Below are 20631 nucleotides of genomic sequence, written 5' to 3'. Positions count from 1 at the left end.
ATCGTGAGCGGCGGGCGCCAACACTCCACCCCAGCACGCCGACGCCGCGGCCCTCACGACGCCAATCCGACACCGCCCCGGTCCCGGCGCGTTGTTCGTCGGGCGTTCGGCTGCCGACCGGCTGACCAGCTGACCGGCTGACCCTGGCCGGCCGCCCGCCGGTCGGTTAGCGTGCCCGCATGCCATCGACGCTCACCGAATCGACGGACCCGTACTGTCTGCGCCCCGGGGAGGCCGGCGAACTGCTGCACGGGCACCCGTGGCGGCGGTTCGTGGCGCTCGGCGACAGCGTCGTGGAGGGCATGTGTGAGCCGACTCCGGGCTACCCGGACGTGCAGTGGGTCGACCGGGTCGCGGCCGAGCTGACCGCCGTCCGCCCCGAGCTGGCGTACCGGAATCTGGGTCGACGCGGGCTGCGCGCGCACCAGGTGCGGGCCACCCAGCTCGCCCCGGCGCTGGCCTTCGCACCGGACCTGGCGCTTGTCGTCTGCGGCGGCAACGACGCCTTCCACCCTGCGTACGACGCGGAGGCGGTGGACGCCGAGCTGACCGCGATGATCAGCGCCCTGCGCGACGTGGGCGCCGACGTGATCACCGTGGGCATGTTCGACGTCTCGCACAGCCCGGCGGTTCCCGCGCACCTCCGGCCCGGCCTAGGGGAACGAATGCGCCGCCTGTCGGCACACACCGCCAACCTGGCCGCGCGCCTGAACACGATCCACGTGCACCTGACCGACCATCCGCTGACGGCCGACCCCACCCTCTACAGCACCGACGGCCGCCACGGCAGCGCCCGCAGCGACGCCATCGCAACAGCCCAAACCCTCCGCACCCTCTCCCCCCACCCCCACCCCCGCCCCGGTCGACCCGGTTGATCATGAAGTTATTGTCACGACACGCCGCCGCGAAGGGCAATAACTTCATGATCAACGAGGGTCAGGGAGGGTCGACGAGGGTCAGGGAGGGTCGACGAGGGTCAGGGAGGGTCAGGGAGGGTCAGGGAGGTCAGGCCCGGGGTTAGTCGGTTAGGAGGATTCCGGTTAGGAGGACGCCGTGGGCCAGGTTGAGGATTCCGTCGCAGCCGGGATAGCCGACGCGGGCCAGGCCGCCGGAGGCTTGGCGGCCGAAGAGGTACGGGGCCAGGGAGTACGGGACGTCGGCGGTGACCGTGTCCCCGGTCTCGATCTGGACGAAGTCCATCGACACCCGGTCGGTCGGCAGGTACTCCTGCAGAATGGCGCCGCCCTGGTCGACGGCGGCCCGCACACCGTCGGCCCAGTCCGCCACGCTCAGCTCCGGGCCGAGCAGCACGCCGTGCCCGGCCGAACCGTCGGCCGGTTTCGCCACAAGCGTGGCCTGCTCGGCGATGGCCCGGTCGAGCACGGCGGCGGTCAACGGCACCGTGTACGGCACGTGTCGGCGGATCAGCGCCTGGTCGTCGGCGGTCAGGCCGTCCACGTCCTCCCACAGCCAGCCGAACGTGGTCTTGTTGCCGAGCAGCCAGGCCGCCGCCGACACGAACATCGGTAGGGTGCCGGCGGCGAGGGCCAGAGCCACCGCGTCCAGCCCGGCGGTCGGGGTGACCCGGTTGGGCACGAACAGCCGGAACAACGCGTCGACCGGCGCGCCGTCGACCACCAGCCGGTTGTCGGCGTCCACGGTGGCGGTGGAGACCGGGGCGATGACCAGGTCGATGCCGAAGTCCCGGGCCCGTACGGCGAGGGGGTCGAGGATCCGGATGAACGTCTGCGGGTCGTCGAGGCCCGGGTAGTCGGCGTCGAAGTCCATCAGCAGCGCCACCCGGGCGCCCTCGGGCAGCCCCAGCTCCTCGCGGATCGCCACGAACCTCTGGTCGAGCAGGGACGGCGCGGCCCGTACCGGCAGGTCGTCGAGGATGCCCTGCTCCCGGTAGAGGCCTGCGAACCGCTGGATGACGGTGTCGGCGTCGAACCCGCCGCCGAGGCTGCTGTCGATGTTGTACTCGACGAACTTGGGCACCCCGGCGGAGAAGATCACATCCGGGCGGTACGCGGCCAGCAGGGCCTCGGTCAGCGGCTCGGCCTCGTCCAGCAGCCGGGTCTCCCCCGCCGGCACGCCGAGCAGCCGGCGCAGCTCGCCGGCGGTGTCGGCCCGACGACGGCAGGCGTCGAGGATGAGCTGGGCGAGCCGGTCGCAGACCTCGTTGAGTTCCCGCCAGGCGTCGGCGGTGAGGACCGGGGGGCGGGCCAACCGCCACTGCTTGTTGTAGGTGGCCCGGCCGTGGAAGACCTGCTCCCAGGCGGCCGCACCACTGGCCACCATGGCCCGACGGGCCGGCTCCGGCAGGTCGGTCCAGGCCCGGTCGGCGGCCGGCCACGGGTAGTTCGGATCAGTCATGAGCCGTCCTTCATGGTCAGGTGGATGGCGGTGGCGAGCTGGTCCCGGCCGGGCTGGACGGCCCGGTCCAGTGCCGGGGCGAACGGCAGCACCGCCCCGTCCGGTCGGGTGACCCGGCGCGGCGGGGCGAGCAGCCGGACCCGTTCCACCACGCTCGCGATGATCTCGGCGGCCATCCCGCAGGAGCGGTTGGCGTCGTCGAGAACCACGAGTCGCCCGGTGCGGGCGACCGACTCGGTGAGACCGTCGATGTCGAACGGGTACAGGGTGCGCGGGTCGAACACCTCCACCGAGACCTGGTCGGCCAACTCCTCGGCGACCGCGAGCGCGTCGTGCACGAGGTGCCCGATCGCGACCACCGTGACGTCGTCGCCGAAGCGGTGGATCCGTCCCCGACCCAGTGGCACCGGCGCCAGGTCGTCGACGTCGTCGCGCACGTCCATCGCGGCGGCCGGCGCGAACACCACCACCGGGTCGTCGTGGCGGATCGCGGTGACCAGCAGCCCGTACGCGTCGGCCGGGGTGGCCGGCACGACGGTGACCACTCCGACGTGGGCGAAGAGGCTGTACGGGTGGTCGGAGTGCTGCCCGGCCCACCCGGTACGCGAACCGGAGCCGGGCACCAGGTAGGTGACCGGAACGCTGCACTGACCGCCGGTCATCAGCGGGAACTTGTGCGCGTGGTTGACGATCTGCTCGAAGACGAGGAACAGCAGCGACGGAATCTGGAACTCGATCACCGGCCGCAGCCCGGCCAGCGCCGCCCCGGTGGCGAAGCTGGTGAACGCCTGCTCCGACAGAGGGGTGTCGCGGACCCGTTCGGTCCCGAACCGCTTGGCCAGCCCGGTGGTCACCAGCGACGCCCCGACCTGGACGTCCTCGCCGAGCAGGAACACCGCCTCGTCGCGCGCCAACTCGTCGGCGAGGGCCCGGGTCAGCGCCCGGCGGTACGACAGGCGGGGCACCTCAGCCACCTCCGGTGCGGGCGGTCAGGCCGCTGGCGTACAGGTAGGTCAGCGCGTCGGCCGGGTCGGGTTCGGGGCTGGCCAGGGCGAACCGCACCGCCGCGTCGAGGGTCGCCTCGACCTCGGCGTCCACGGCGGCGCGGTCGGTGTCGCAGAGACGTTCACCCTGGATGCGCACCGGGTCCCGGGCCCGACCACGGGTCACCTCGTCGGGCGGGCGGTAGTCGAGGCGTACCGCGTGTTCGAAGGTGTGGTGGGCGTCGAAGCGATAGGTCCGGGCCTCGATCAGCTCGGGGCCACCCCCGGCGCGCATCCGGTCGACGGCGGCGGCCGCGGCGACGCGTACCGTCTCGGGGTCCTGGCCGTCGACCTGGACGGCCGGGAGGTCGAACGCGGCGGCCCGGCCGGCGATGCTGCCGGCCACCGCGCCGGTGACCGGCATGGTGGTGGCGTAGCCGTTGTTCTCGCAGACGAACAGCACCGGCACCCGCCAGAGCGCGGCCAGGTTGAACGCCTCCAGCAGCATCCCCTCGTTGACCGCGCCGTCGCCGAAGAAGCTCACCCCGACGGTGTCGCGGCCCCGGCGGCGGTGGGCCCAGACCGCGCCCGTGATGATCGCCCCGGAGGCCCCGACGATCGCGTTGGCGCCGAGCACGCCGATGCTCAGGTCGGCGGCGTGCATCGAACCGCCCCGGCCGGCGTTGAGGCCGGTGACCCTCCCGCACAGCTCGGCGAGCATCCGGGCCGGGTCGGCTCCCCGGGCCAGCACGTGCCCGTGGCCACGGTGGGTGCCGGCGAGCACGTCGTCGGGGCCCAACGCCGCGCAGACGCCGGCGGCGATCCCCTCCTGACCGAGGTACGGGTGGATGCCGCCGACGATCTGCCCGCCGTGGACCAGCTCCACCGCCCGTTCCTCGAACCGGCGGATCAGCCGGACCGTGCGGTAGAGCCGGACCGGGTCGGCGTCGCTCACGTCAGCCTCCCCGCCCTCGGCTCGGCGACACGCGCGAGCAGCAGGCTCACGTTCTGGCCGCCGAACCCGAACGAGTTGGTGACCGCGTACTCCGGGTCGGCCTTGCGGGGTGTGCCACGGATGTGGTCCGCCCGGCAGGCCGGATCCGGATCGTCGAGGTGGTAGGTCGGCGGCAGGAGCCCTCGGCCGAGCGCCAGCGCGGTGGCCGCCGCCTCCAGCACCCCGGAGGCGCCGAGCAGGTGACCGCTGAGCGCCTTGGTGGAGCTGACCGGCACACCGTCGACGCCGAAGACGTCGGCCAGGGCTGTGGTTTCCGCGATGTCACCGACCTTCGTGCCGGTGCCGTGCGCGTTGACGTAACCGACGGCCACCGCCGGCACACCGGCGCTGCGCAGCGCCCGCCGGATGCTCGCCGCCGCGCCGGCGCCGTCCGGGCGGGGCGCGGTCGGGTGGTACGCGTCGGTCGTCGCGCCGTAGCCGGCCACCTCGGCGTACCCGGCGACGCCCCGCGCCGCGGCGTGCTCGGCGCGTTCGAGCACCAGCAGCGCGGCGCCCTCGGACAGGACGAACCCGCTGCGGGAGGTGTCGAACGGCCGGCTCGCCCGGCCCGGGTCGGTGCCGGCGCGCGCCAACGCCCGCGCGTTGCCGAAGGTGTCGGCGAAGGTCGGAAAGAGCGGCGCCTCGCTGGCCCCGCAGAGCACCACGTCGAGCTCTCCGGTCGCGATGAGCCGCACCCCGTCGGCGACCGCCTGGGCACCGGAGGCGCAGGCGGTGCCGACCGACGAGCTGTAGCCCCGGATGCCGTGCGCGATGGCGATCCGCGCCGCCGGCATGTTCGGCAGGATCCCGGTGAGCAGGTACGGGCTGACGGCCGAGCGACCCCGGGCCGCCCGGGCCAACACCTGCGACTCCAGGGTGGCCATCCCCCCGACCCCGCCGACGATCACACCGATCCGGTCGGGGTCGACGTCGCGGCCCACCTCGATGCCGGCGTCGGCGAGGGCGTCGGCGGCGGCGAGCAGGGCGAGGACGACGACCCGGTCCAACACCCGGGTCTCCGGCCCGGACACGACGGTCCGCGGGTCGATGTCGGGCAGCAGGCCGGCGACGTCCAGCGACTCCCTCGCCGGGTGCCCCTCGGGCGGGCGGGTCAGCCCGGACCGGCCGGTGGTCAACGCGTCGAAGGTCTCCTCGACGCCCCGCCCGACCGGGGTGAACAGACCCATCCCGGTGATGAAGGCGGTCATGAGGTCGCCTCGGTGAGGTAACGCTCGCGCAGGACCACCTTGCGGACCTTGCCGGTCACGGTGACCGGGATGTCGGCGGAGCGCACCGGCACGACCCGGCGCAGTGTGGCGCCCACGTCCGGGCCGAGGGCGGCGCGGACCCGCCCGGTACGGTCCTCGGCCTCGTCGGCGCCGCCGGCCAACTCCAGCAGCACGTCGGTGACCACCGCGCCGGCCTCGGCGACGATCACCACGGTGCAGTCGGTGACGTCCGGGCAGGCGGCGAGGATCCGCTCCTCGGACAGCGCGGTGTAGAAGCGCCGCCCGGCACCGGCGTCGACCGAATCCACCGCACGGTCCAGGTGGTAGTAGCGGCCGTCGGCGTCGGCGCGGACCAGGTCACCGGTGAGGTACCAACCGCGTTGACGGAAGCGGTAGGTGGTGACCGAGTCGTTCCAGTAGCCCCGGAACAGCGACGGCGAGTCGATGCCCAGGAAGCCCACCTCACCGACCGGCACCGGTTCGCCGTCGGCGTCGAGCACCGCGACCTTGGCGAACTGGTACGGGCGGCCGATGCAGCGGCCGTACCTGTCGGTGTCGGCGCGATGGGTGATGTGGAACATCGAGTGCCCCATCTCGCTGGAACCCAACCCGTCGATGAAGACCGAACCGGGCACCTTCGCCACCCCGTCCCGGGTGACGGTGTCGTGCCACCCGACCGCGACGAGGCGGCGGATGTGCGGTTCGTGCGAGGCGTCACCGGTGTTGAACCACAGCCGCACCGAGTCCAGGTCGTACCCGGACAGGTCGAAGCGGGCCAGCTCCGCCCAGGTGACCGAGAAGCCGAACACCCCGTCGGGGCGCCAGCGTTGGATCGCGTCCAGCACCCGCTCGCCGCCCTGCTCGGACAGCAGGAACATCTGCGCGCGGTTGCCCAGCGCCTGGTTGACCATCAGCACCGTGGCGGTGTGCGGCGCGGGCAGCGCGTTGAGGATCCGGGTGGTGCCCTGCGCCTGCGGCATGCTGAGCAGGTGCCGGGTGGCCGCGAAGAGGCTGGCGTGCGAGTGCAGCACCGCCTTGGGCACCCCGGTCGTCCCGGAGGTGTGGGTGATCACGATGGGGTCGTCCGGGTGGTGCCGGTAGTCCGCCGGGGCAGCGGCCGGGTCGCCCGTGCCGGCCTGCGCGGGGGTGCCGAGCAGCGGTACGCCCAGGTCGTGCCCGGCCAGCAGCGCGGTGTGGGCGTCGTCGGCCAGCACACCGACACCCCGCAGGCGGCGGATGTACTCGGCGGCGATCTCCGGGCGGAGTTTGCCGTTCATCAGCGCCGGGATCGCCCCGAGCCGGGCCAGCGCCAGGAAGCTGAGCACCATGTCGGCGGCGGCGGTGGCCCAGACGGCGACCGGGTCGCGGGGGCGTACCCCACGCTCGTGCAGCCAGGCGGCGCGGGCGGCGACCCGCTCGTCGAGCCGCCCCAGGGTCAGTGGCGTCTCGGCGGGGTGCCCGTCGACGGCGGTGTCGAAGGTCAGGCCGGGCCCGTCCGGGTCGGCGCCGTGCGCCAGTACCCGGGCCAGCACGTTGCCCGCGCCCAGCTCGGTGTCGGCGGCAAGCGTGCCGCGCAGTCCCCGTGTCCTCATGGTCGTGCTCCTCCCCCCAGCAGCACCGCGACAGCCTCGGTCGGCCGGTCGAGTGCCTGTTCGATCAGGATCAGCAACACCTCGTCGGCGTCACCGTCGTCGCGCAGCAGGTCGGCCTCGGCGACGCCGTCGGTGTACGGGTCGCCGGTCGGGCTGAGACAGACCACCGGGCCGCGCAGGTCCCAGCGGGCCGCGAGGTGCCCGGCGACGCTGTTGGGCACGGACTGGAAGAAGAACAGCGGGCCAATCCTCCCGCCGGCCTCGACGGTCGCCCGTACGTGCTGGGCGCTGGCGAGGTCCCCGCTGGCACTGACCAGCACGATCCCCGTCCGCACCCCGGCGGGCACCCGCTCCGACCCGTACCCCCGCCGCAGACACCGCTCGGCGACGGCCACGACCACTGGCGCGAAGTCCGAGTGCACGAACCCCGGCACTCCCGGCACCCCGTCCCCGACACCCCCACCCTCCGGCCACCAGGCCCGCGCCCTCTCCCCCACCGTCTCCCTCTCCCCCGGCGATCTTGCGGTTTCGGTTGACGTTTCGGGTGCTTGGTCGGATTCGTCGGGACAGCAAGTGCAAGATCGCGGGGAATCGGGGGCGGTCACGGGGCGCCGACCAGGAGAGCGGTGTTGGCGCCGCCGAAGGCGGAGTTGAGGGTCAGGGCGTGCGTTGCCGTCGTCCTCTGGAGACCGTCGGTCACCACGTTCACCGGGCAGGAGTCGTCGGGGCCTAGCCAGCCGGCGTTGACCGGCAGCTCGCCGTGGCGCAGCGCGAGCGCGGTGACCACCAGTTCGAGGAGCCCGGACGCCTCCAGCGCGTGCCCGTGCACCGACTTCGTGGAGCTGACTGGGACCCTCCTGGCGTGCCCGCCCAGGGCCCGGTGCAGTGCGGCCGCCTCGGCGGCGTCGCTCTGCGCGGTACCTGTGGCGTTGGCGTTGACGTAGCCGACGGCCTGTGGAGGCAGCGCGGCCCGACGCAGCGCGCCGTCGACCGCGCGGGCCAGCCCGGTGCCGCCGGGCTCCGGCTGGCAGGGATGGAACGCGTCACCGGTCCGTCCCCAACCGGCCACGGTGGCCACCGGATCAACACCGCGCCGTCGTCCCGCGCTCGACTCCAGCACCACCGCGGCCACCCCGTCACCCAGCAGCAGCCCTCGGCGGCCGGCGCTGAACGGGCGGACCGCGCCGTCGACCGCGAGGGCGCGACCGGCGTCGAAGAGCGCGAACTGGTCCGGCTCCACCAGGTAGCCGGCCGCCACCACCACCCGCTCCACGTCACCCCGGGTGATCTGGGCTGCGGCGTCGGCCACCGCCGTGCTCGCCGACACGCAGGCGCTGGTGTAGACCCGGGTGCGACCCGAGAGCCCACATCGGGTGGCGAGCTGACCGGCGAGCACAGTCGGGGTCGGACCCGCACCCGGGGCCGGGCCGCCGTGCACGGCGAGCAGCAGGGCGCACGCCGCGCGCTGCGCGCCGTTGAGGCCGGCCGCCCGGCAGGCCGCGTCGATCGCGGCGGCCAGCTCGTCGGGGAGCGTACCGACCTCGGGCAGGGTGGCCGCAACGGTGACCCGGCGGGCGGCGGTGTCGAATCGGCCCACCGGCCCGAACGCCGGCACACCGGCCAGCACACCGGCGAGCTGCGCGTCGGCGCCCCGCCCCAGGGCGCTGACCGCGTGCATGCCGGTGAGCTGGGCGACAGGCGCCTCAACCATCTGCGGAGGCGGCCAGCGACGCCCGCAACACCACCAGGGCGTCATCGACGGTACGGATCCGGGCCAGGTCGTCGTCGGCGAGGTCGAGCCGGCGTTCGTAGCGCTGCTCGACGAGGTGCACCAGCCAGGCGAGCTCCATCGAGCCGATCCGGTCGGACACCTCGGCAGCCGGTTTCGCGGCGAGTTCGGCGAGCATGGTCATCAGGTCAGCTCGCCCCAGTTCGGGCTGACCGCCCATCAGGCTCTGTCGCTCGTCGCCTCGGTGACGCGATTGGCGACCATTGTGGTGAACTCCCCCACCGTCATGAGTGCCAACCGCTCCGACTCGTCGTCGGCGAACGTCAGGCCGAAACGGTCCTCGACCCGGACGGCCAGGTCGGCCAGCGCGAGAGACTCCAGGTCGACGCCGGAGGGGCCGAGTGTGGTGTCGTCGTCGAGCCCCTCGACGTCGTAGTTCATGTCGACGAGCTGCTCGACGACGAAGGCGCGGACCTCGGCTCTCATGGATACCCTCTCTGCGTGGCTCAGCCGACGGTGTCCGGTCGGGACACCGCCTACGTGTGGGTCGGCCGGGACACCGGCGGTCAGCCGGATCCGGCCGCTGCGCTGCTCCGCCCGCTGCCGGCGCTCGCGCTGGCCCGCCGCAGGTTCCCGCCCGCCGGGCTGGCGCCTGTCGACGTCGAGGTGGTGCAGTGGCCCGCTCACGGTGTGACCGCCGAGCGCAGCACGTCGGTCGAGCGGACCAGCTTTCCGGTGGTCGTGCGGGGCAACTGGTCGAGCAGGCGGAGCGCCCGGGGGCGTTTGTAGCCGGCCAACCGTTCGGCGAGGAGCTTCTCCAGCGCCGCCTCCGACAATGGGCCGTCGGGTTGGACGTACGCGGTGATGCCGTCGTCCCAGACCACCACCGCGGCGGCCACCCCGGTCAGCCCGGCGACGGTGGCCTCCACCTCGGTCAGGTCGACCTTCATCCCGCCGACGGAGACCTGTGAGTCGAGTCGACCGCGCACCGTGACCAGGCCGGTGTGCTCGTCGACGGTGCCGGCGTCGCGGGTGTGCAGCCAACCGTCGGACCAGCGGGTCGGGTCGCTCAGTCCGACGTACGGCGACGCCGGGCAGGACACCCACAGCTCACCGCCGGACTCGCGGACCTCGATGCCGGGCGCCGGGACGATCGACGGGCGGTGCGCCCCGTACAGGTCGGTGCCGATCACTCCGACCTCGGTCATCCCGTACATGTTGCCCAGCGGCACCCCGTACCGGTCGGTGAACGCCCGGGCGACGGCGGCCGGCACCAGTTCGCCGCCGGTGGTCATCCGTCGCAGCTGCGGCAGCGGGCCGGTCGGTCGGGTGGAGGCGAGCAGTCCGATGTGGAACGGCACGCCGAGCACGGTGGCGGGCGTGCCGTGGGCGCTGATCGCGGCCAGCACCGCGTCGCCGCTGAGCCGCTCCGGTGGCACCAGCTCGACCCCGGCGTGCAGCCCGTAGAGCAGGCCGCCGACCAGGCCGAGCACGTGCACCATCGAGGGCAGCAGGATGATCCGTTCGCCGGGCAGCGCCACCCCGTCGATCCGGGTGTAGCGGTGCACCTCGGCGACCAGGTCTGCGGCGGTACGGCCGATCACCTTGGACGGGCCGGTGGAGCCGGAGCTGAGCTGGATCACGGCGTGGCCGCTGACCGCCGGACGGTCGGCGTACCGGGTGACGCCCTCGGTGACGTCGACGAAGATCTTCAGCGCGCCGCCGCCGGTCCGCGATGGGGCGACCACCACCTGCGGGGTCAACCGGGCCAACGCCCGGTCCACCTCGTGGTCGGTGAGCCGGTGGTCGAGCAGGATCGCCTGCCCCCCGGAGCGCCAGGTGGCCAGCAGGTTCACCACGTACGCCAGTGAGGGCGGCAGCCGCAGCGCCGCGGCGCCACCGGGGCGCAGCCCGGCGGCGGTGAGCCGGTCCTGTGCGGCGGTGACCAACCGGTGCAGGGTGGCCCGGTCGATGGGCTCGGGCAGTCGCAGACAAACGTCGGTCGGGTGGCCGGCGAACAGGACTTCGTCCACCCATCCGGGGCCTGTCGCCGCAGGATCTTCTGCCACCACTACCGTTCACCGCCCAGCATGAAAGAGGGTGAATCCGCCCATCACGTACGCTTGTCGGGGTGCTGCGGGGAACCATACGACGCCCACAGGAGCATTGCTAGATGCGAATGGATGGATCAAAAGGAGCGGCCGGCCGGATTGCCGACAGCCCGTTCGGCGGGCAGGATCGGGCGGGCGATTCGGCAGAACGTCACCGAGGCATGACACCTCGTACAACCGGTCGCGCGGGCCCAGCCGGACGGCCGATGGCGTCATGGTCACCGGGTGAGCCCGGCAAGGGGGCGATTCGCGCGCGCTAGCTCGGTTTGATGCTGGCGAGCTGGACGAGCAACTGCACCAGCCGGTACGCCTCGGCGACGTCGGCGGCGTGGAAGGCGACCGTCCGGCCGCCGCCGACGCGGGTCACACCCGGCACCAGAGCTGCGAGATCGACCATGTACGGGCCGTACAGGTCGACCTCGACGTCCAACGGCCCGGCCATCGTCGTCGGGGATATCGAGGCGCGCCGGGCGATGGCCTCGGCGGCGGCGTGGCGCAGCCGCTCCCGCGCCTCCTGCGGATGTAGGGCCACCGCGGCGGCCTGACCCAGGGTCTGCTTGACGGCGACGGTGACCGCCGAGGGCACCAGCTCAGCGAATTCGGCGCAGGCGCTGTCGTCGCCACTGAGCAGAACGACAGGCGCTCCGAGGTGCCCCGCCATGGCGACGTTGAGGCCGATCTCGCCCAGCGATCGTCGGGCCACCCGCACGTCGAGGATGGCGTCACTTATCGTGTGGGCCAGGACGGCGGGCCCGGCACCGGCCCGAGCGTGATAGCCGACGAACAGAACGGCGTCCGTGTGCTCGTCCAGCCCCGCGAGCATGCCCAACGGGCGGGGTTTGCCCCGCACGAGGTGAGCACGTCGGTCGAGGTCCTCCGGCAGGATGTTCCGAAACGTTCCGTGCGCGTCGGCCACCCACACCACCGCGTCGGGTTCGGCATCGAGGACCCCGGCGATCACCGCGTTCGCCTCGGCCGTCATCAATGCGCGGCCGCGCTCGTAGTCGTACCGATCGGGATTCGTCTCGGCGGTATGCACGATCCCCGAGATGCCTTCGAGGTCCACCGAGATCAGCACCTTCATGGCTACAGAACCCTACGCGCACCTGCCGCAATGTCGACCCCGCGAGGCGCAGGGCCGCAGCCCGGTCCCGCCCTGCCGCGCCGATCTTGCAGTTCCAGTCGCCGAAACGCGTCAAATGCCCGCCATGTAGCAACACCAAATGCAAGATCGCGGGGAGGGTCCGTCGATCATGGAGTTGTGGTGCCTTACTCATCCTGGTAAGGGTGCTTTGTCACCCACCACAACTCCATGATCGACGGGGGCGGGGTCGGGGCGGGCAGCGTGGAGCGCCGGGGGCGGGGGTCGGGCGGGCAGGGCGGGGCGAGGGCGGGCGGGCGGGGCGAGGGCGTCAGGGTAGGGCTGGGGTTTGGGCTTGGATGTGGAAGCGCAGCGAACGGGCGTCGGTGAAGCACTCCCGCATCGGGCGCACCAGCTCCCGGTGCTCGGGGCTGCGTTCCCAGTCTTCGAAGTCGGCAAGGCTCGCCCACTCACTGGTGATCAACCACTGCTCCGGGTCGGTCGCCGACCGGCACACCTGGTCGACCAGGTGCCCCGGCACGCCGCCGGCGACCAGGTGCCGCACCTGTTCGTACGCGGCGAGGAACTGCTCGGTGCGCGGCGCCGGCACCCGTACCAGAAAGACCACCCGGGCTCGTTTGTCGCTCATGACGCCTCTCCCCTCATCGGCGCGGCCCCGCGCAGGACCAGCGCGCTGTTGAACCCGTCGAAGCCCCGCGCGCAGACCAACGCCAGCCGGTTACGCGGTCGGCGGTGTTCGCGCAGGAAGTCCAGCTCGCAGCCCTCGGCCACCTCCTCCGGTCCCGCCGACGCGGGCAGTGTGTCGTGGGCGAAGGCGAGCAGCGCGGTGGCCACGTCCAACGCCGAGCCACCCTGGTACGCCCGACCGGTCAGCGGTTTCTGCGTGGTCACCGGGGGCGGCCGGTCGGCGAACACGGCACGCAACGCCTCGGCCTCGCTGCGGTCGTAGCGGGGCACACCGAGCGCGTCGGGCAGCACCACGTCGATGCCGGCCGCGGCCACGCCCGCCCGGTCCAGGGCCAGGCGCATCGCCCGCGCGTACTGGGCCGGGTCGCCGGTGCTCTCCGCCGTGGTGTGGGCGGCGTCGTGGGTGGAGCCCCACCCGCTCACCTCGCCGTAGACCCGGGCGCCCCGAGCCAGGGCGTGCCCCAGCTCCTCCACCACGAACACCGCTCCCCCCTCGGCCGGCAGGTAGCCGCTGGCCGTGGCGTCGAACGGCCGGTACGCCCGCTCCGGGTCGGCGACGTCGCTGAGCAACCCCGAACGCAGCTGGCAGGCGAGCGCGTACGGGCTCAACGGGCATTCGGTGGCCCCGGCGATCACGACCGGGGTGCCCCGACGCACCGCGCGGGCGGCGTGCGCCAGGCTGTCCAGCCCGCCGGCCGACTCCGCGACCAGCACCCCGCTCGGGCCCTTGAACTGGTGGTGGATGGAGAGCTGCCCCACGCTGGCCGCGTAGAACCAGGCGATCGACTGGTACGCCCCGACGGTCCGCGACGTGCCGCCCCACAGCCGTTGCAGCTCCCGCTGACCGAACAGGTTGCCCCCGGACGAGCTGGCCAGGGTCACCGCGTAGCCGTACGGGTCGGGGGCCCGGTCGGGCAGGCCGGCGTCGGCCAACGCCAGCCGGGTGGCGGCGAAGCCGAGGTGCGTCCACCTGTCGGTCTGCACCAGTTGTCGACTGTCGGCGTAGGCCTCGGCGGTGAAACCGGGCACCTCCCCGCCGAACCGGGTCGGATAGCCGGACGGGTCGAACAACGTGATCGGCCCGGTCCGGCGGGTGCCGGCGAGGACCGTACGCCAGTGCGCGTCCGCGCCGATGCCGCTCGGTGCGACCACCCCGATGCCTGTCACCACCGCCCGGGCCGTCGCGCCGCCACTGTGCGGAGCGGCGCTCACGCCGCCACCGCGCCGAGCATCCGACGGAAGACCATCGCCGACTGGAAACCGCCGAACCCGCTGCCCACCGAGAGGGCAACGTCGACCGGGACCTCCCGCGCCTCGTTGGGTACGTAGTCCAGGTCGCACTCCGGGTCCCGGTTGCTCCAGTTCGCCGTCGGCGGCACCACACCGAACTCGATGGCGAGGGCGCACGCGGCCATCTCGATCGACCCGATCGCGCCGAGCGAGTGCCCGACCATCGACTTGATCGAGCTGATCGGTATCCGGTACGCGGCCTGACCGAGCGCCCGCTTGAACGCGGCCGTCTCGTGTCTGTCGTTCTGCCGGGTGCCCGAGCCGTGCGCGCTGATGTAGGAGACCTGCTCGGGCAGGATCCTCCCCTGCCGGAGCGCGTCGGTCACGGCGAGGCTCATCTCCAACCCGTCCGGTCGCAGTCCGGTCATGTGGTAGCCGTTGCTGCGGCTGGCATAACCGGCCACCTCGCAGTAGATGTGCGCCCCTCGCCGCCGGGCGTGCCCGGCCTCCTCCAGCACCAGCACCGCCCCGCCCTCGGCCAGCACGAACCCGTGCCGGTCGGCGTCGAACGGGCGGGAGGCGTGTGCCGGGTCGTCGTTGTCCGGGCTGGTCGCCTTGATCGCGTCGAACGAGGCGACGGTGACCGGCGAGATCGGCGAGTCGGCGGCGCCGGCGAGCATCACGTCCGCCTCACCGTCCACGATCATCTGATGGGCGTACCCGATGGCGTCGATGCCGGAGGTGCAGCCGGTGGACACCACCTGCGCCGGGCCGTGCAACCCGTGCCGGCAGGCGACGTCCGCCGCGAGGCTGCTGGGCACCAGCGCCTGATAGAGGTACGGGCCACCGCGCGTACCGTCCACCAGCCAGCGCCGGCCGTGCTCGCTCACGGTGACGTACTCCTGCTCCAACGCCATCGTTCCGCCGACGGCCGTGCCCAACACCACCCCAGCCCGGTCCCGTTCCGCGTCGGTGAGCACCAGTTGGGCGTCGGCGACAGCTTCGGCGGAGCAGGCCAGCGCGAACTGCACGTACCTGTCGGCCCGACGTCGCTCGGCCTCGCTGAGCCCCGCCGCGACCGGGTCGAAGTCGCACTCCGCGGCGATCTGCGACCGGAACGCCGACGGGTCGAAGAAGCTGATCCGCCGGGTGGCGGTCCGCCCCTCGGTGATGGTCTTCCAGAAGCGGTCCCGGCTGGCGCCGCCCGGGGCGACCACCCCAATCCCCGTCACTACCGTGCGGCGCCCGGTCATCGCGCCACCTCTGTTCGCGACTGCGGGGCTCGCAAACCCGGCTCACTCCTCGCGCTCACGATGCCACCGATGGTTCGCGACTGCGGGGCTCGCAAACCCGGCTCACTCCTCGCGCTCACGACGACCCGCCCCGTTGTTCGACAAGTTCGGTGTCGACGTGGCCCAGCTCGGGCCGGGGAGCGAGCGGCCCCAGGTGGAAGACCACCTCGGCCGGTTCGACGCCTGTGTTGCGCAGTCGGTGCCGCACGTTCACCGGCACGAACAGCCCCTCGCCGGCGGCCAGCAGCGTCGGCTGGTCGTCCAGGTCGACGGTGATCGCGCCCCGCACCAGGTAGAGGAACTCCTCGCTGTACGGGTGGTAGTGCTCGGCGATCCGCTCCCCCGGCGCGAGCGTCGCCACCCCGAGAAAGCCCGAGGTGCTGCCGACGGTACGGGGGCCGAGCAGCACCCGCAGCTCGCCGCCGCGGCGGCGGTCGGCGGGTACGTCCCGGGCGGCGATCGGGCGGGTGCTCAGGTCACTCATCGTCGGCCTCCGTCGGCTCGCCGCCTGCGGTCGGGCTGCCCTGGTCGGCACGTTGCCAGGCGATCCGCTCCACCCGGTCCTTGATCACCGCGAGTTGGATCACGCTGTTGGTGTTGATCCGCTCGGTCATCGCGGCGTTGTCGACCGGCGCGGTCGGCTTCATCGAGAAGTCCTGCGTCCAGGTCATCCGGGTGCCACCGGCCTCCTCGGCGTAGCGCCAGTGGATGCGCATGTACTCGAATGGCCCGGTCTCCACCCGGTGCGCCCGGACCTGCCTGCTCACCGGGTCGGCGGTGCGCTCGCTGACCCAGCTCCAGGACACCCCGTTCTCGTCGGGGTACATGGTGAGCCGGAACCGCACCGTGTGCCCCTCGCGGTGCAGGATCTCCACCACGGCGTACTCGGTGAACAACTCGGTCCAGTTCGCCACGTCGTTGGTGACCTCCCAGACCAGTCCCAGCGGCGCGTCGATGACCACGCTGTTCTCGGTGTGCCCGGGCGGATCGGCGCGGCGGGCGACCAGGTCGGCCACCGCCGGGATGCTCAACTGCCCGGCCTGCTCGGGGATGCTCACCCGCCAGCGGTCGGCGACGACCGCGGAGAGTTCCAGCAGGGCGAGCGAGTCCATGCCCAGTTCCTCCAGCGACGCGGCGGGCGCCCGGGCCGCGGCGTCGGCGTCCAGCCCGCAGTGCGCCACCAGGATGTCGGTGATCTCGGCGGTCAGCGGGCGACCATGGGTGACGGTCATCGGGTCCTCCTGTGAGTTGCGTCGGGATCGGCGGCGGGCGCGGTGCGCGGTGCGGGGGTGGCCGCCGGCCCCCGCGCGGGCGCGGCGAGCAGGCGGTCGACCAGGCCTGTGGTGTAGCGGCCCTTGCGGAATGCGGCGTCGTCGAGCACCCGCCGGACGAACGGGATGGTGGTGTGCACGCCCGGACCGGCGATGTCGAACTCGTCCAGGGCACGTTCCAGCCGGTTGAGGGCCAACTCCCGGTCGGGCGCCCAGACGATCACCTTGGCCAGCAGGGAGTCGTACCAGGGGCCGACCAGGTAACCGGCGCTGGCATGGGTGTCCACCCGGGTGAACGGGCCGCCGGGTGGGGTGAACCGCTCCAGCCGGCCGGGGGTGGGGGCGAAGCCGCGCTCGGGGTCCTCGGTGTTGACCCGGCACTCCACCGCGACGCCGTGCAGGCGGATCTCCTCCTGCCGCCAGCGCAGCGGCACCCCGGCGGCGATGTGCAACTGCTCGTGCACCAGGTCGATCCCGGTGACCATCTCGGTCACCGGATGCTCCACCTGGATCCGACAGTTGATCTCCAGGAAGTGGAACTTCTCCTCGGCGTCGACCAGGAACTCCAGCGTGCCGGCACCGACGAAGCCGACCTGGAGCGCACCCCGCAGGGCGGTCTCGGCGATGGTGTCGAGGACGGCGGCGGGCAGCGACGGGGCGGGCGCCTCCTCGACCAGCTTCTGGTGCCGGCGCTGCACCGAACAGTCCCGGGTGCCCAGGTGCACCCCGTTCCCGTGGGCGTCGCAGAGCACCTGCACCTCGACGTGCCGCGCCTCGGTGAGGTAGCGCTCGACGTACACCCGGTCGTCGCCGAAGGCGGCCTGCGCCGCGGCACGGGTGCGGGTGTACGCCCGACGCAGCTCGCCCGGAGTGTGCACCACTGTCATCCCCCGGCCCCCGCCCCCGGCGGCGGCCTTCACGATCACCGGGTAGCCGACGGCCTCGGCCACCTCCGCCGCCGCGGCGGCGGTCGGCACCGGCGCGACGCTGCCCGGCGACAGCGGCAGGCCGGCGCGGCTCATCAGTGCCCGTGCCGAGGACTTGTCGGCCAGCGCGGCCATCACCGCCGGCGGCGGACCGATGAACGTCAGCCCGTTGTCGGCGCAGATCTCGGCGAAGTCGGCGTCCTCGGAAAGAAAGCCGTAGCCGGGGTGCACGGCCTGCGCGCCCACCTGCCGGGCCGCCTCCACGATGGCGGCGGCGTTGAGGTAGCTGCGCCGACTCGATGCCGGTCCGATCCGGACGGCCAGGTCGGCGAGGCGCACCGCCGCCGAGTCGGCGTCGGCGGCCGAGTAGACGACTGCCGTTCGCACGCCGAGTTCCTTGCAGGCGCGCAGCACCCGCAGCGCGATCTCGCCCCGATTGGCGATCAGCACGGTCTCGAACATGGTCAACCACTCCGCGTTGTCATGCCGGGTCCAGTTCGACGAGCGGCTGGTCGTACTCGACCGGCTGGCCGTCCTCGACGAGAATCGCGACCACCCGTCCGGCCCGGTCGGCGGTCACCTCGTTCATCAGCTTCATCGCCTCGACGATGGCGACCGGCTGGCCCGGGCGGACCAGGTCGCCCACCGCGACGAACGGTCGCGCGCCGGGCTCCGGCGCCCGGTAGAACGTGCCGACGATCGGTGCCCGCACCGCGGCGCGCCCGGGCACCGATGGCTGGATCACCGCCGGCACGGCGCCGGGGGCCGACGCCGCCTGGGCCGGTACGGCGGGCGCGTCCGCCCGGGTCACGTCTTCGGGGTGCCACTCGACTTCCAGCACCGCCGGACCGCTGCGCAGCCGGATCCGGCGCACCGGCCCGGCCAACTCGGCGATCAGGTGCTGCGCCTGCCGGCGTAGCCCGGCCAACGCCTCCTCGCCGCGCGCCCCGACGTCGTCGGACGCGTCCACCGTCGACAGCGACCCCTCGCCGGCGGTCATCGCAGGCCCGCCCGGGCGCCGGCGCGGTTCGCGCCGAACCGTCGGAAGCGTTGCCGACGCAGGCGGACGAGCATGGCGGGCGGCACGTCCAGCAGCGGCAGGAGGTTGGCCAGCAGGGCGGCGCGCAGCCGGTCGGCGGTCTCCGCCGGGTCGTCGTGCGCGGCGCTCGACGGCTCCGACACGACCTCGTCGACCACCCCGAGCCGGCACAGGTCGGGCGCGGTCAGTCGCAACGCGCGGGCGGCCTGCGGCGCCGCGGACCGGTCCGGCCAGAGGATCGCCGCACACCCCTCGGGGCTGATCACCGAGTAGACCGCGTTCTCCAGCATCAGTACCCGGTCGGCCACCGCCAGCGCCAACGCGCCGCCGCTGCCACCTTCCCCGGTGATCACGGCGAGCACGGGGGTGGGCAGCACGGTGAGGGTGAGGATGTTCTCCGCGATGGCCGCGGCCTGGCCCTGCTCCTCGGCGCTCACCCCCGGGTCGGCGCCGGGGGTGTCCACGAGGGTGATCACGGGCAGGCCGAGCCGGGCCGCGAGGCGCATGAGCCGCAGCGCCTTGCGGTGCCCGGCCGGGCTGGCCATGCCGAAGTTACGGGCGACCAGCTCGGCGGTGGTGTGCCCCTTCTGGTGCCCGACGACCATCACGTGCCGGCCGGCCAGCCGCGCCAGCCCACCCACGATGGCCGGGCAGTCCGCGCCGAGCCGATCACCGTGCAGCTCCACGAACCCGTCGAAGACGGAGTCCAGGTAGTCCAGTGTGGTTGGTCGCCCGGGGTGCCGAGCCAGCCGAACGGTGTCCCACGCGTCGCGTACCGCCGGGGTGTCGCCCGCGGCCGGGGTGGCCGCGCCGGCCGCAGGGCCCGCCGGTCGCGCCAGGGCCGCGCCGTCCTCGGCGAGGCGTTCGCGGCGCGGCGCCGGCTCCTGCCGGGGTACGGGCGGACGCGCCGGACGGCCGGCGCGGGTCGCGGCGAGCAGCGCCACCAGCCGTCCACGCAGCGACCGGCGCTGCACCACCATGTCGACCTGCCCGTGCCGGAGGAGGAAGTCGGCGGTCTGGAAGCCCTCCGGCAGGGCCCGCCCGGTGATCTGGCGGATCACCCGGGGGCCGGCGAAGCCCATCCGCGCGCCGCTCTCGGCGAGCACCAGATCGGTGTTGGTGGCGAACGAGGCGGCCACCCCTCCGTAGGTCGGGTCGGTGAGGACGCTCACGGTGAGCAGCCCCGCCTCGCGCAGCGCGGCGATGGCCTGGCTGACGGTGGCCATCTGCATCAACGACAGCGCGCCCTCCTGCATCCGCGCCCCACCGGAGGCGGTGACCAGGACGAGTGGGGTGCGATCGTCCAGCGCCCGTTCGGCCGCCCGGGTGATCAGCTCGCCCACCGCGCAACCCAGGCTGCCGCCGAGGAAACGGAAGTCCATCACCGCCAGGACCACCGGGTGCCCACCGATGGCGGCCGTGGCGCAGACGACCCCCTCGGCCAGGCCGGTGCTGGCCCGCGCACCGGTGAGCCGGTGCGGGTACGGCAGCACGTCGACGAAGTCGATCGGGTCCGCCTCCGGCAGCCGGTCGGGTAGCAGGCGCAGCGAACCCGGGTCGACCAGTTGGCGCAGACGTTCCGGCGCGCCGAGTCGGGCGTGCTTGCCGCACTCCGGGCAGACGTCGAGGTTGCGGCGCAGCCGTTTGCGGTAGAGCAGGCTGGCGCAGCCCGCGCATCGGGACCAGAGTTGCTCCTCACGCGGCGCGGTGGCCGTCACGACCGCCGCCCGACGTCCGGGGCGTCGAACCGGTAGAAGCACCGCGCCATGGCGTCGCGCGGCGAGCGCCAGGTCGACAGGTACGGCGACACGTACGGACGCAGACGGTCACTGACCCGGATGAACTCGGGGTGGCCACGAGCGGCCTCCACCGCGCCCTCCGCCGGCTGCGCGGTCTCGAGCAGGTGCACATAGAGGTCGTGCAGTCGGTACAGCGAGCGGTGCCGGACACCAACCAGGCGTGGCAGCTCCGTCGCGTCCGACTCGGCGAAGATCTCGGCGACCCGCTCCTCGGCGGTCGGATCCACCTTCGCGACGATCAGCGATCGGTCCATACTGGGCCTCCCCCCAC

Annotated in this window: 21 protein-coding genes; 1 reads left to right on the top strand and 20 read right to left on the bottom strand. The window is 73.2% G+C overall.

Annotated elements, in window-relative coordinates:
• Window positions 1-179 precede the first annotated feature (179 nt).
• Window positions 180-875, top strand: coding sequence for an SGNH/GDSL hydrolase family protein (locus ACLQ3B_RS27110; RefSeq protein WP_425783534.1), 696 nt, complete (start codon window positions 180-182; stop codon window positions 873-875).
• A gap of 142 nt (window positions 876-1017) precedes the next feature.
• On the opposite strand, the gene ACLQ3B_RS27105 is transcribed toward ACLQ3B_RS27110, so the two are convergent.
• The 20 genes from ACLQ3B_RS27105 to ACLQ3B_RS27010 all read right to left on the bottom strand — a co-directional run bounded on the left by ACLQ3B_RS27105 (window position 1018) and on the right by ACLQ3B_RS27010 (window position 20614).
• Window positions 1018-2376, bottom strand: coding sequence for a hypothetical protein (locus ACLQ3B_RS27105; RefSeq protein WP_425783533.1), 1359 nt, complete (start codon window positions 2374-2376; stop codon window positions 1018-1020).
• Window positions 2373-3341, bottom strand: a complete 969-nt coding sequence (locus tag ACLQ3B_RS27100) for an alpha-ketoacid dehydrogenase subunit beta (protein ID WP_425783532.1) — start codon at window positions 3339-3341, stop codon at window positions 2373-2375. Before ACLQ3B_RS27100 ends, ACLQ3B_RS27105 begins: the two co-directional genes overlap by 4 nt.
• A 1-nt stretch (window position 3342) precedes the next feature.
• Window positions 3343-4314 (bottom strand): thiamine pyrophosphate-dependent dehydrogenase E1 component subunit alpha, encoded by a 972-nt coding sequence (locus ACLQ3B_RS27095; protein WP_425783531.1) that lies wholly within the window; start codon window positions 4312-4314, stop codon window positions 3343-3345.
• On the bottom strand, window positions 4311-5561 hold the full coding sequence (locus tag ACLQ3B_RS27090) for a beta-ketoacyl-[acyl-carrier-protein] synthase family protein (RefSeq protein WP_425783530.1): 1251 nt from the start codon (window positions 5559-5561) through the stop codon (window positions 4311-4313). Before ACLQ3B_RS27090 ends, ACLQ3B_RS27095 begins: the two co-directional genes overlap by 4 nt.
• Window positions 5558-7174, bottom strand: a complete 1617-nt coding sequence (locus ACLQ3B_RS27085) for a class I adenylate-forming enzyme family protein (RefSeq protein WP_425783529.1) — start codon at window positions 7172-7174, stop codon at window positions 5558-5560. The genes ACLQ3B_RS27090 and ACLQ3B_RS27085 overlap by 4 nt, the downstream gene beginning before the upstream one ends.
• A complete protein-coding gene (locus tag ACLQ3B_RS27080) occupies window positions 7171-7671 on the bottom strand; it encodes a beta-ketoacyl synthase chain length factor (RefSeq protein ID WP_425783528.1) in 501 nt (166 codons plus the stop codon). Before ACLQ3B_RS27080 ends, ACLQ3B_RS27085 begins: the two co-directional genes overlap by 4 nt.
• Window positions 7672-7775: 104 nt before the next feature.
• Complete coding sequence (locus ACLQ3B_RS27075; protein ID WP_425783527.1) at window positions 7776-8885, bottom strand: beta-ketoacyl-[acyl-carrier-protein] synthase family protein; 1110 nt, start codon at window positions 8883-8885, stop codon at window positions 7776-7778.
• A complete protein-coding gene (locus ACLQ3B_RS27070; protein WP_425783526.1) occupies window positions 8878-9123 on the bottom strand; it encodes an acyl carrier protein in 246 nt (81 codons plus the stop codon). The genes ACLQ3B_RS27075 and ACLQ3B_RS27070 overlap by 8 nt, the downstream gene beginning before the upstream one ends.
• A complete protein-coding gene (locus tag ACLQ3B_RS27065; RefSeq protein WP_425783525.1) occupies window positions 9123-9389 on the bottom strand; it encodes an acyl carrier protein in 267 nt (88 codons plus the stop codon). The genes ACLQ3B_RS27070 and ACLQ3B_RS27065 overlap by 1 nt, the downstream gene beginning before the upstream one ends.
• A 197-nt stretch (window positions 9390-9586) precedes the next feature.
• Window positions 9587-10936: a class I adenylate-forming enzyme family protein gene (locus ACLQ3B_RS27060; RefSeq protein ID WP_425783524.1), complete on the bottom strand. Its 1350-nt coding sequence runs from the start codon at window positions 10934-10936 to the stop codon at window positions 9587-9589.
• A gap of 334 nt (window positions 10937-11270) precedes the next feature.
• Window positions 11271-12098, bottom strand: a complete 828-nt coding sequence (locus tag ACLQ3B_RS27055; RefSeq protein ID WP_425783523.1) for a M55 family metallopeptidase — start codon at window positions 12096-12098, stop codon at window positions 11271-11273.
• 328 nt (window positions 12099-12426) lie between these two features.
• Window positions 12427-12744 (bottom strand): antibiotic biosynthesis monooxygenase family protein, encoded by a 318-nt coding sequence (locus tag ACLQ3B_RS27050; protein ID WP_425783522.1) that lies wholly within the window; start codon window positions 12742-12744, stop codon window positions 12427-12429.
• Complete coding sequence (locus ACLQ3B_RS27045) at window positions 12741-14015, bottom strand: beta-ketoacyl synthase N-terminal-like domain-containing protein (protein WP_425783521.1); 1275 nt, start codon at window positions 14013-14015, stop codon at window positions 12741-12743. The genes ACLQ3B_RS27050 and ACLQ3B_RS27045 overlap by 4 nt, the downstream gene beginning before the upstream one ends.
• Window positions 14012-15286: a beta-ketoacyl-[acyl-carrier-protein] synthase family protein gene (locus tag ACLQ3B_RS27040; protein WP_425783520.1), complete on the bottom strand. Its 1275-nt coding sequence runs from the start codon at window positions 15284-15286 to the stop codon at window positions 14012-14014. The genes ACLQ3B_RS27045 and ACLQ3B_RS27040 overlap by 4 nt, the downstream gene beginning before the upstream one ends.
• A 115-nt stretch (window positions 15287-15401) precedes the next feature.
• On the bottom strand, window positions 15402-15809 hold the full coding sequence (locus ACLQ3B_RS27035) for a cupin domain-containing protein (RefSeq protein WP_030492081.1): 408 nt from the start codon (window positions 15807-15809) through the stop codon (window positions 15402-15404).
• On the bottom strand, window positions 15802-16557 hold the full coding sequence (locus ACLQ3B_RS27030; RefSeq protein WP_425783519.1) for an SRPBCC family protein: 756 nt from the start codon (window positions 16555-16557) through the stop codon (window positions 15802-15804). Before ACLQ3B_RS27030 ends, ACLQ3B_RS27035 begins: the two co-directional genes overlap by 8 nt.
• A complete protein-coding gene (locus ACLQ3B_RS27025; RefSeq protein WP_425783518.1) occupies window positions 16554-17984 on the bottom strand; it encodes an acetyl-CoA carboxylase biotin carboxylase subunit in 1431 nt (476 codons plus the stop codon). Before ACLQ3B_RS27025 ends, ACLQ3B_RS27030 begins: the two co-directional genes overlap by 4 nt.
• Before the next feature lie 19 nt (window positions 17985-18003).
• Complete coding sequence (gene accB / locus ACLQ3B_RS27020) at window positions 18004-18522, bottom strand: acetyl-CoA carboxylase biotin carboxyl carrier protein (protein ID WP_425783517.1); 519 nt, start codon at window positions 18520-18522, stop codon at window positions 18004-18006.
• The gene (locus ACLQ3B_RS27015) at window positions 18519-20279 is read right to left on the bottom strand and encodes an acetyl-CoA carboxylase carboxyltransferase subunit alpha (protein ID WP_425783516.1); all 1761 of its coding nucleotides are present in this window, start codon (window positions 20277-20279) and stop codon (window positions 18519-18521) included. Before ACLQ3B_RS27015 ends, accB begins: the two co-directional genes overlap by 4 nt.
• Window positions 20276-20614, bottom strand: coding sequence for a TcmI family type II polyketide cyclase (locus ACLQ3B_RS27010; RefSeq protein WP_425783515.1), 339 nt, complete (start codon window positions 20612-20614; stop codon window positions 20276-20278). The genes ACLQ3B_RS27015 and ACLQ3B_RS27010 overlap by 4 nt, the downstream gene beginning before the upstream one ends.
• Between the last annotated feature and the right edge of the window lie 17 nt (window positions 20615-20631).

It is taken from the genome of Micromonospora sp. DT53 (genome assembly GCF_049841535.1).
Classification (GTDB): domain Bacteria; phylum Actinomycetota; class Actinomycetes; order Mycobacteriales; family Micromonosporaceae; genus Micromonospora.
This window is presented reverse-complemented; position numbering and strand designations above follow the sequence as displayed.

What these genes read in the sequence shown, in the direction of transcription:
- ACLQ3B_RS27110 (WP_425783534.1), top strand. Translation starts at nt 180, where the DNA reads ATGCCATCGACGCTCACCGAATCGACGGACCCGTACTGTCTGCGCCCC.
- ACLQ3B_RS27105 (WP_425783533.1), bottom strand. Translation starts at nt 2,376, where the DNA reads ATGACTGATCCGAACTACCCGTGGCCGGCCGCCGACCGGGCCTGGACC.
- ACLQ3B_RS27090 (WP_425783530.1), bottom strand. Translation starts at nt 5,561, where the DNA reads ATGACCGCCTTCATCACCGGGATGGGTCTGTTCACCCCGGTCGGGCGG.
- ACLQ3B_RS27085 (WP_425783529.1), bottom strand. Translation starts at nt 7,174, where the DNA reads ATGAGGACACGGGGACTGCGCGGCACGCTTGCCGCCGACACCGAGCTG.
- ACLQ3B_RS27075 (WP_425783527.1), bottom strand. Translation starts at nt 8,885, where the DNA reads ATGGTTGAGGCGCCTGTCGCCCAGCTCACCGGCATGCACGCGGTCAGC.
- ACLQ3B_RS27070 (WP_425783526.1), bottom strand. Translation starts at nt 9,123, where the DNA reads ATGGGCGGTCAGCCCGAACTGGGGCGAGCTGACCTGATGACCATGCTC.
- ACLQ3B_RS27065 (WP_425783525.1), bottom strand. Translation starts at nt 9,389, where the DNA reads ATGAGAGCCGAGGTCCGCGCCTTCGTCGTCGAGCAGCTCGTCGACATG.
- ACLQ3B_RS27055 (WP_425783523.1), bottom strand. Translation starts at nt 12,098, where the DNA reads ATGAAGGTGCTGATCTCGGTGGACCTCGAAGGCATCTCGGGGATCGTG.
- ACLQ3B_RS27050 (WP_425783522.1), bottom strand. Translation starts at nt 12,744, where the DNA reads ATGAGCGACAAACGAGCCCGGGTGGTCTTTCTGGTACGGGTGCCGGCG.
- ACLQ3B_RS27040 (WP_425783520.1), bottom strand. Translation starts at nt 15,286, where the DNA reads ATGACCGGGCGCCGCACGGTAGTGACGGGGATTGGGGTGGTCGCCCCG.
- ACLQ3B_RS27035 (WP_030492081.1), bottom strand. Translation starts at nt 15,809, where the DNA reads ATGAGTGACCTGAGCACCCGCCCGATCGCCGCCCGGGACGTACCCGCC.
- ACLQ3B_RS27030 (WP_425783519.1), bottom strand. Translation starts at nt 16,557, where the DNA reads ATGACCGTCACCCATGGTCGCCCGCTGACCGCCGAGATCACCGACATC.
- ACLQ3B_RS27025 (WP_425783518.1), bottom strand. Translation starts at nt 17,984, where the DNA reads ATGTTCGAGACCGTGCTGATCGCCAATCGGGGCGAGATCGCGCTGCGG.
- accB (WP_425783517.1), bottom strand. Translation starts at nt 18,522, where the DNA reads ATGACCGCCGGCGAGGGGTCGCTGTCGACGGTGGACGCGTCCGACGAC.
- ACLQ3B_RS27010 (WP_425783515.1), bottom strand. Translation starts at nt 20,614, where the DNA reads ATGGACCGATCGCTGATCGTCGCGAAGGTGGATCCGACCGCCGAGGAG.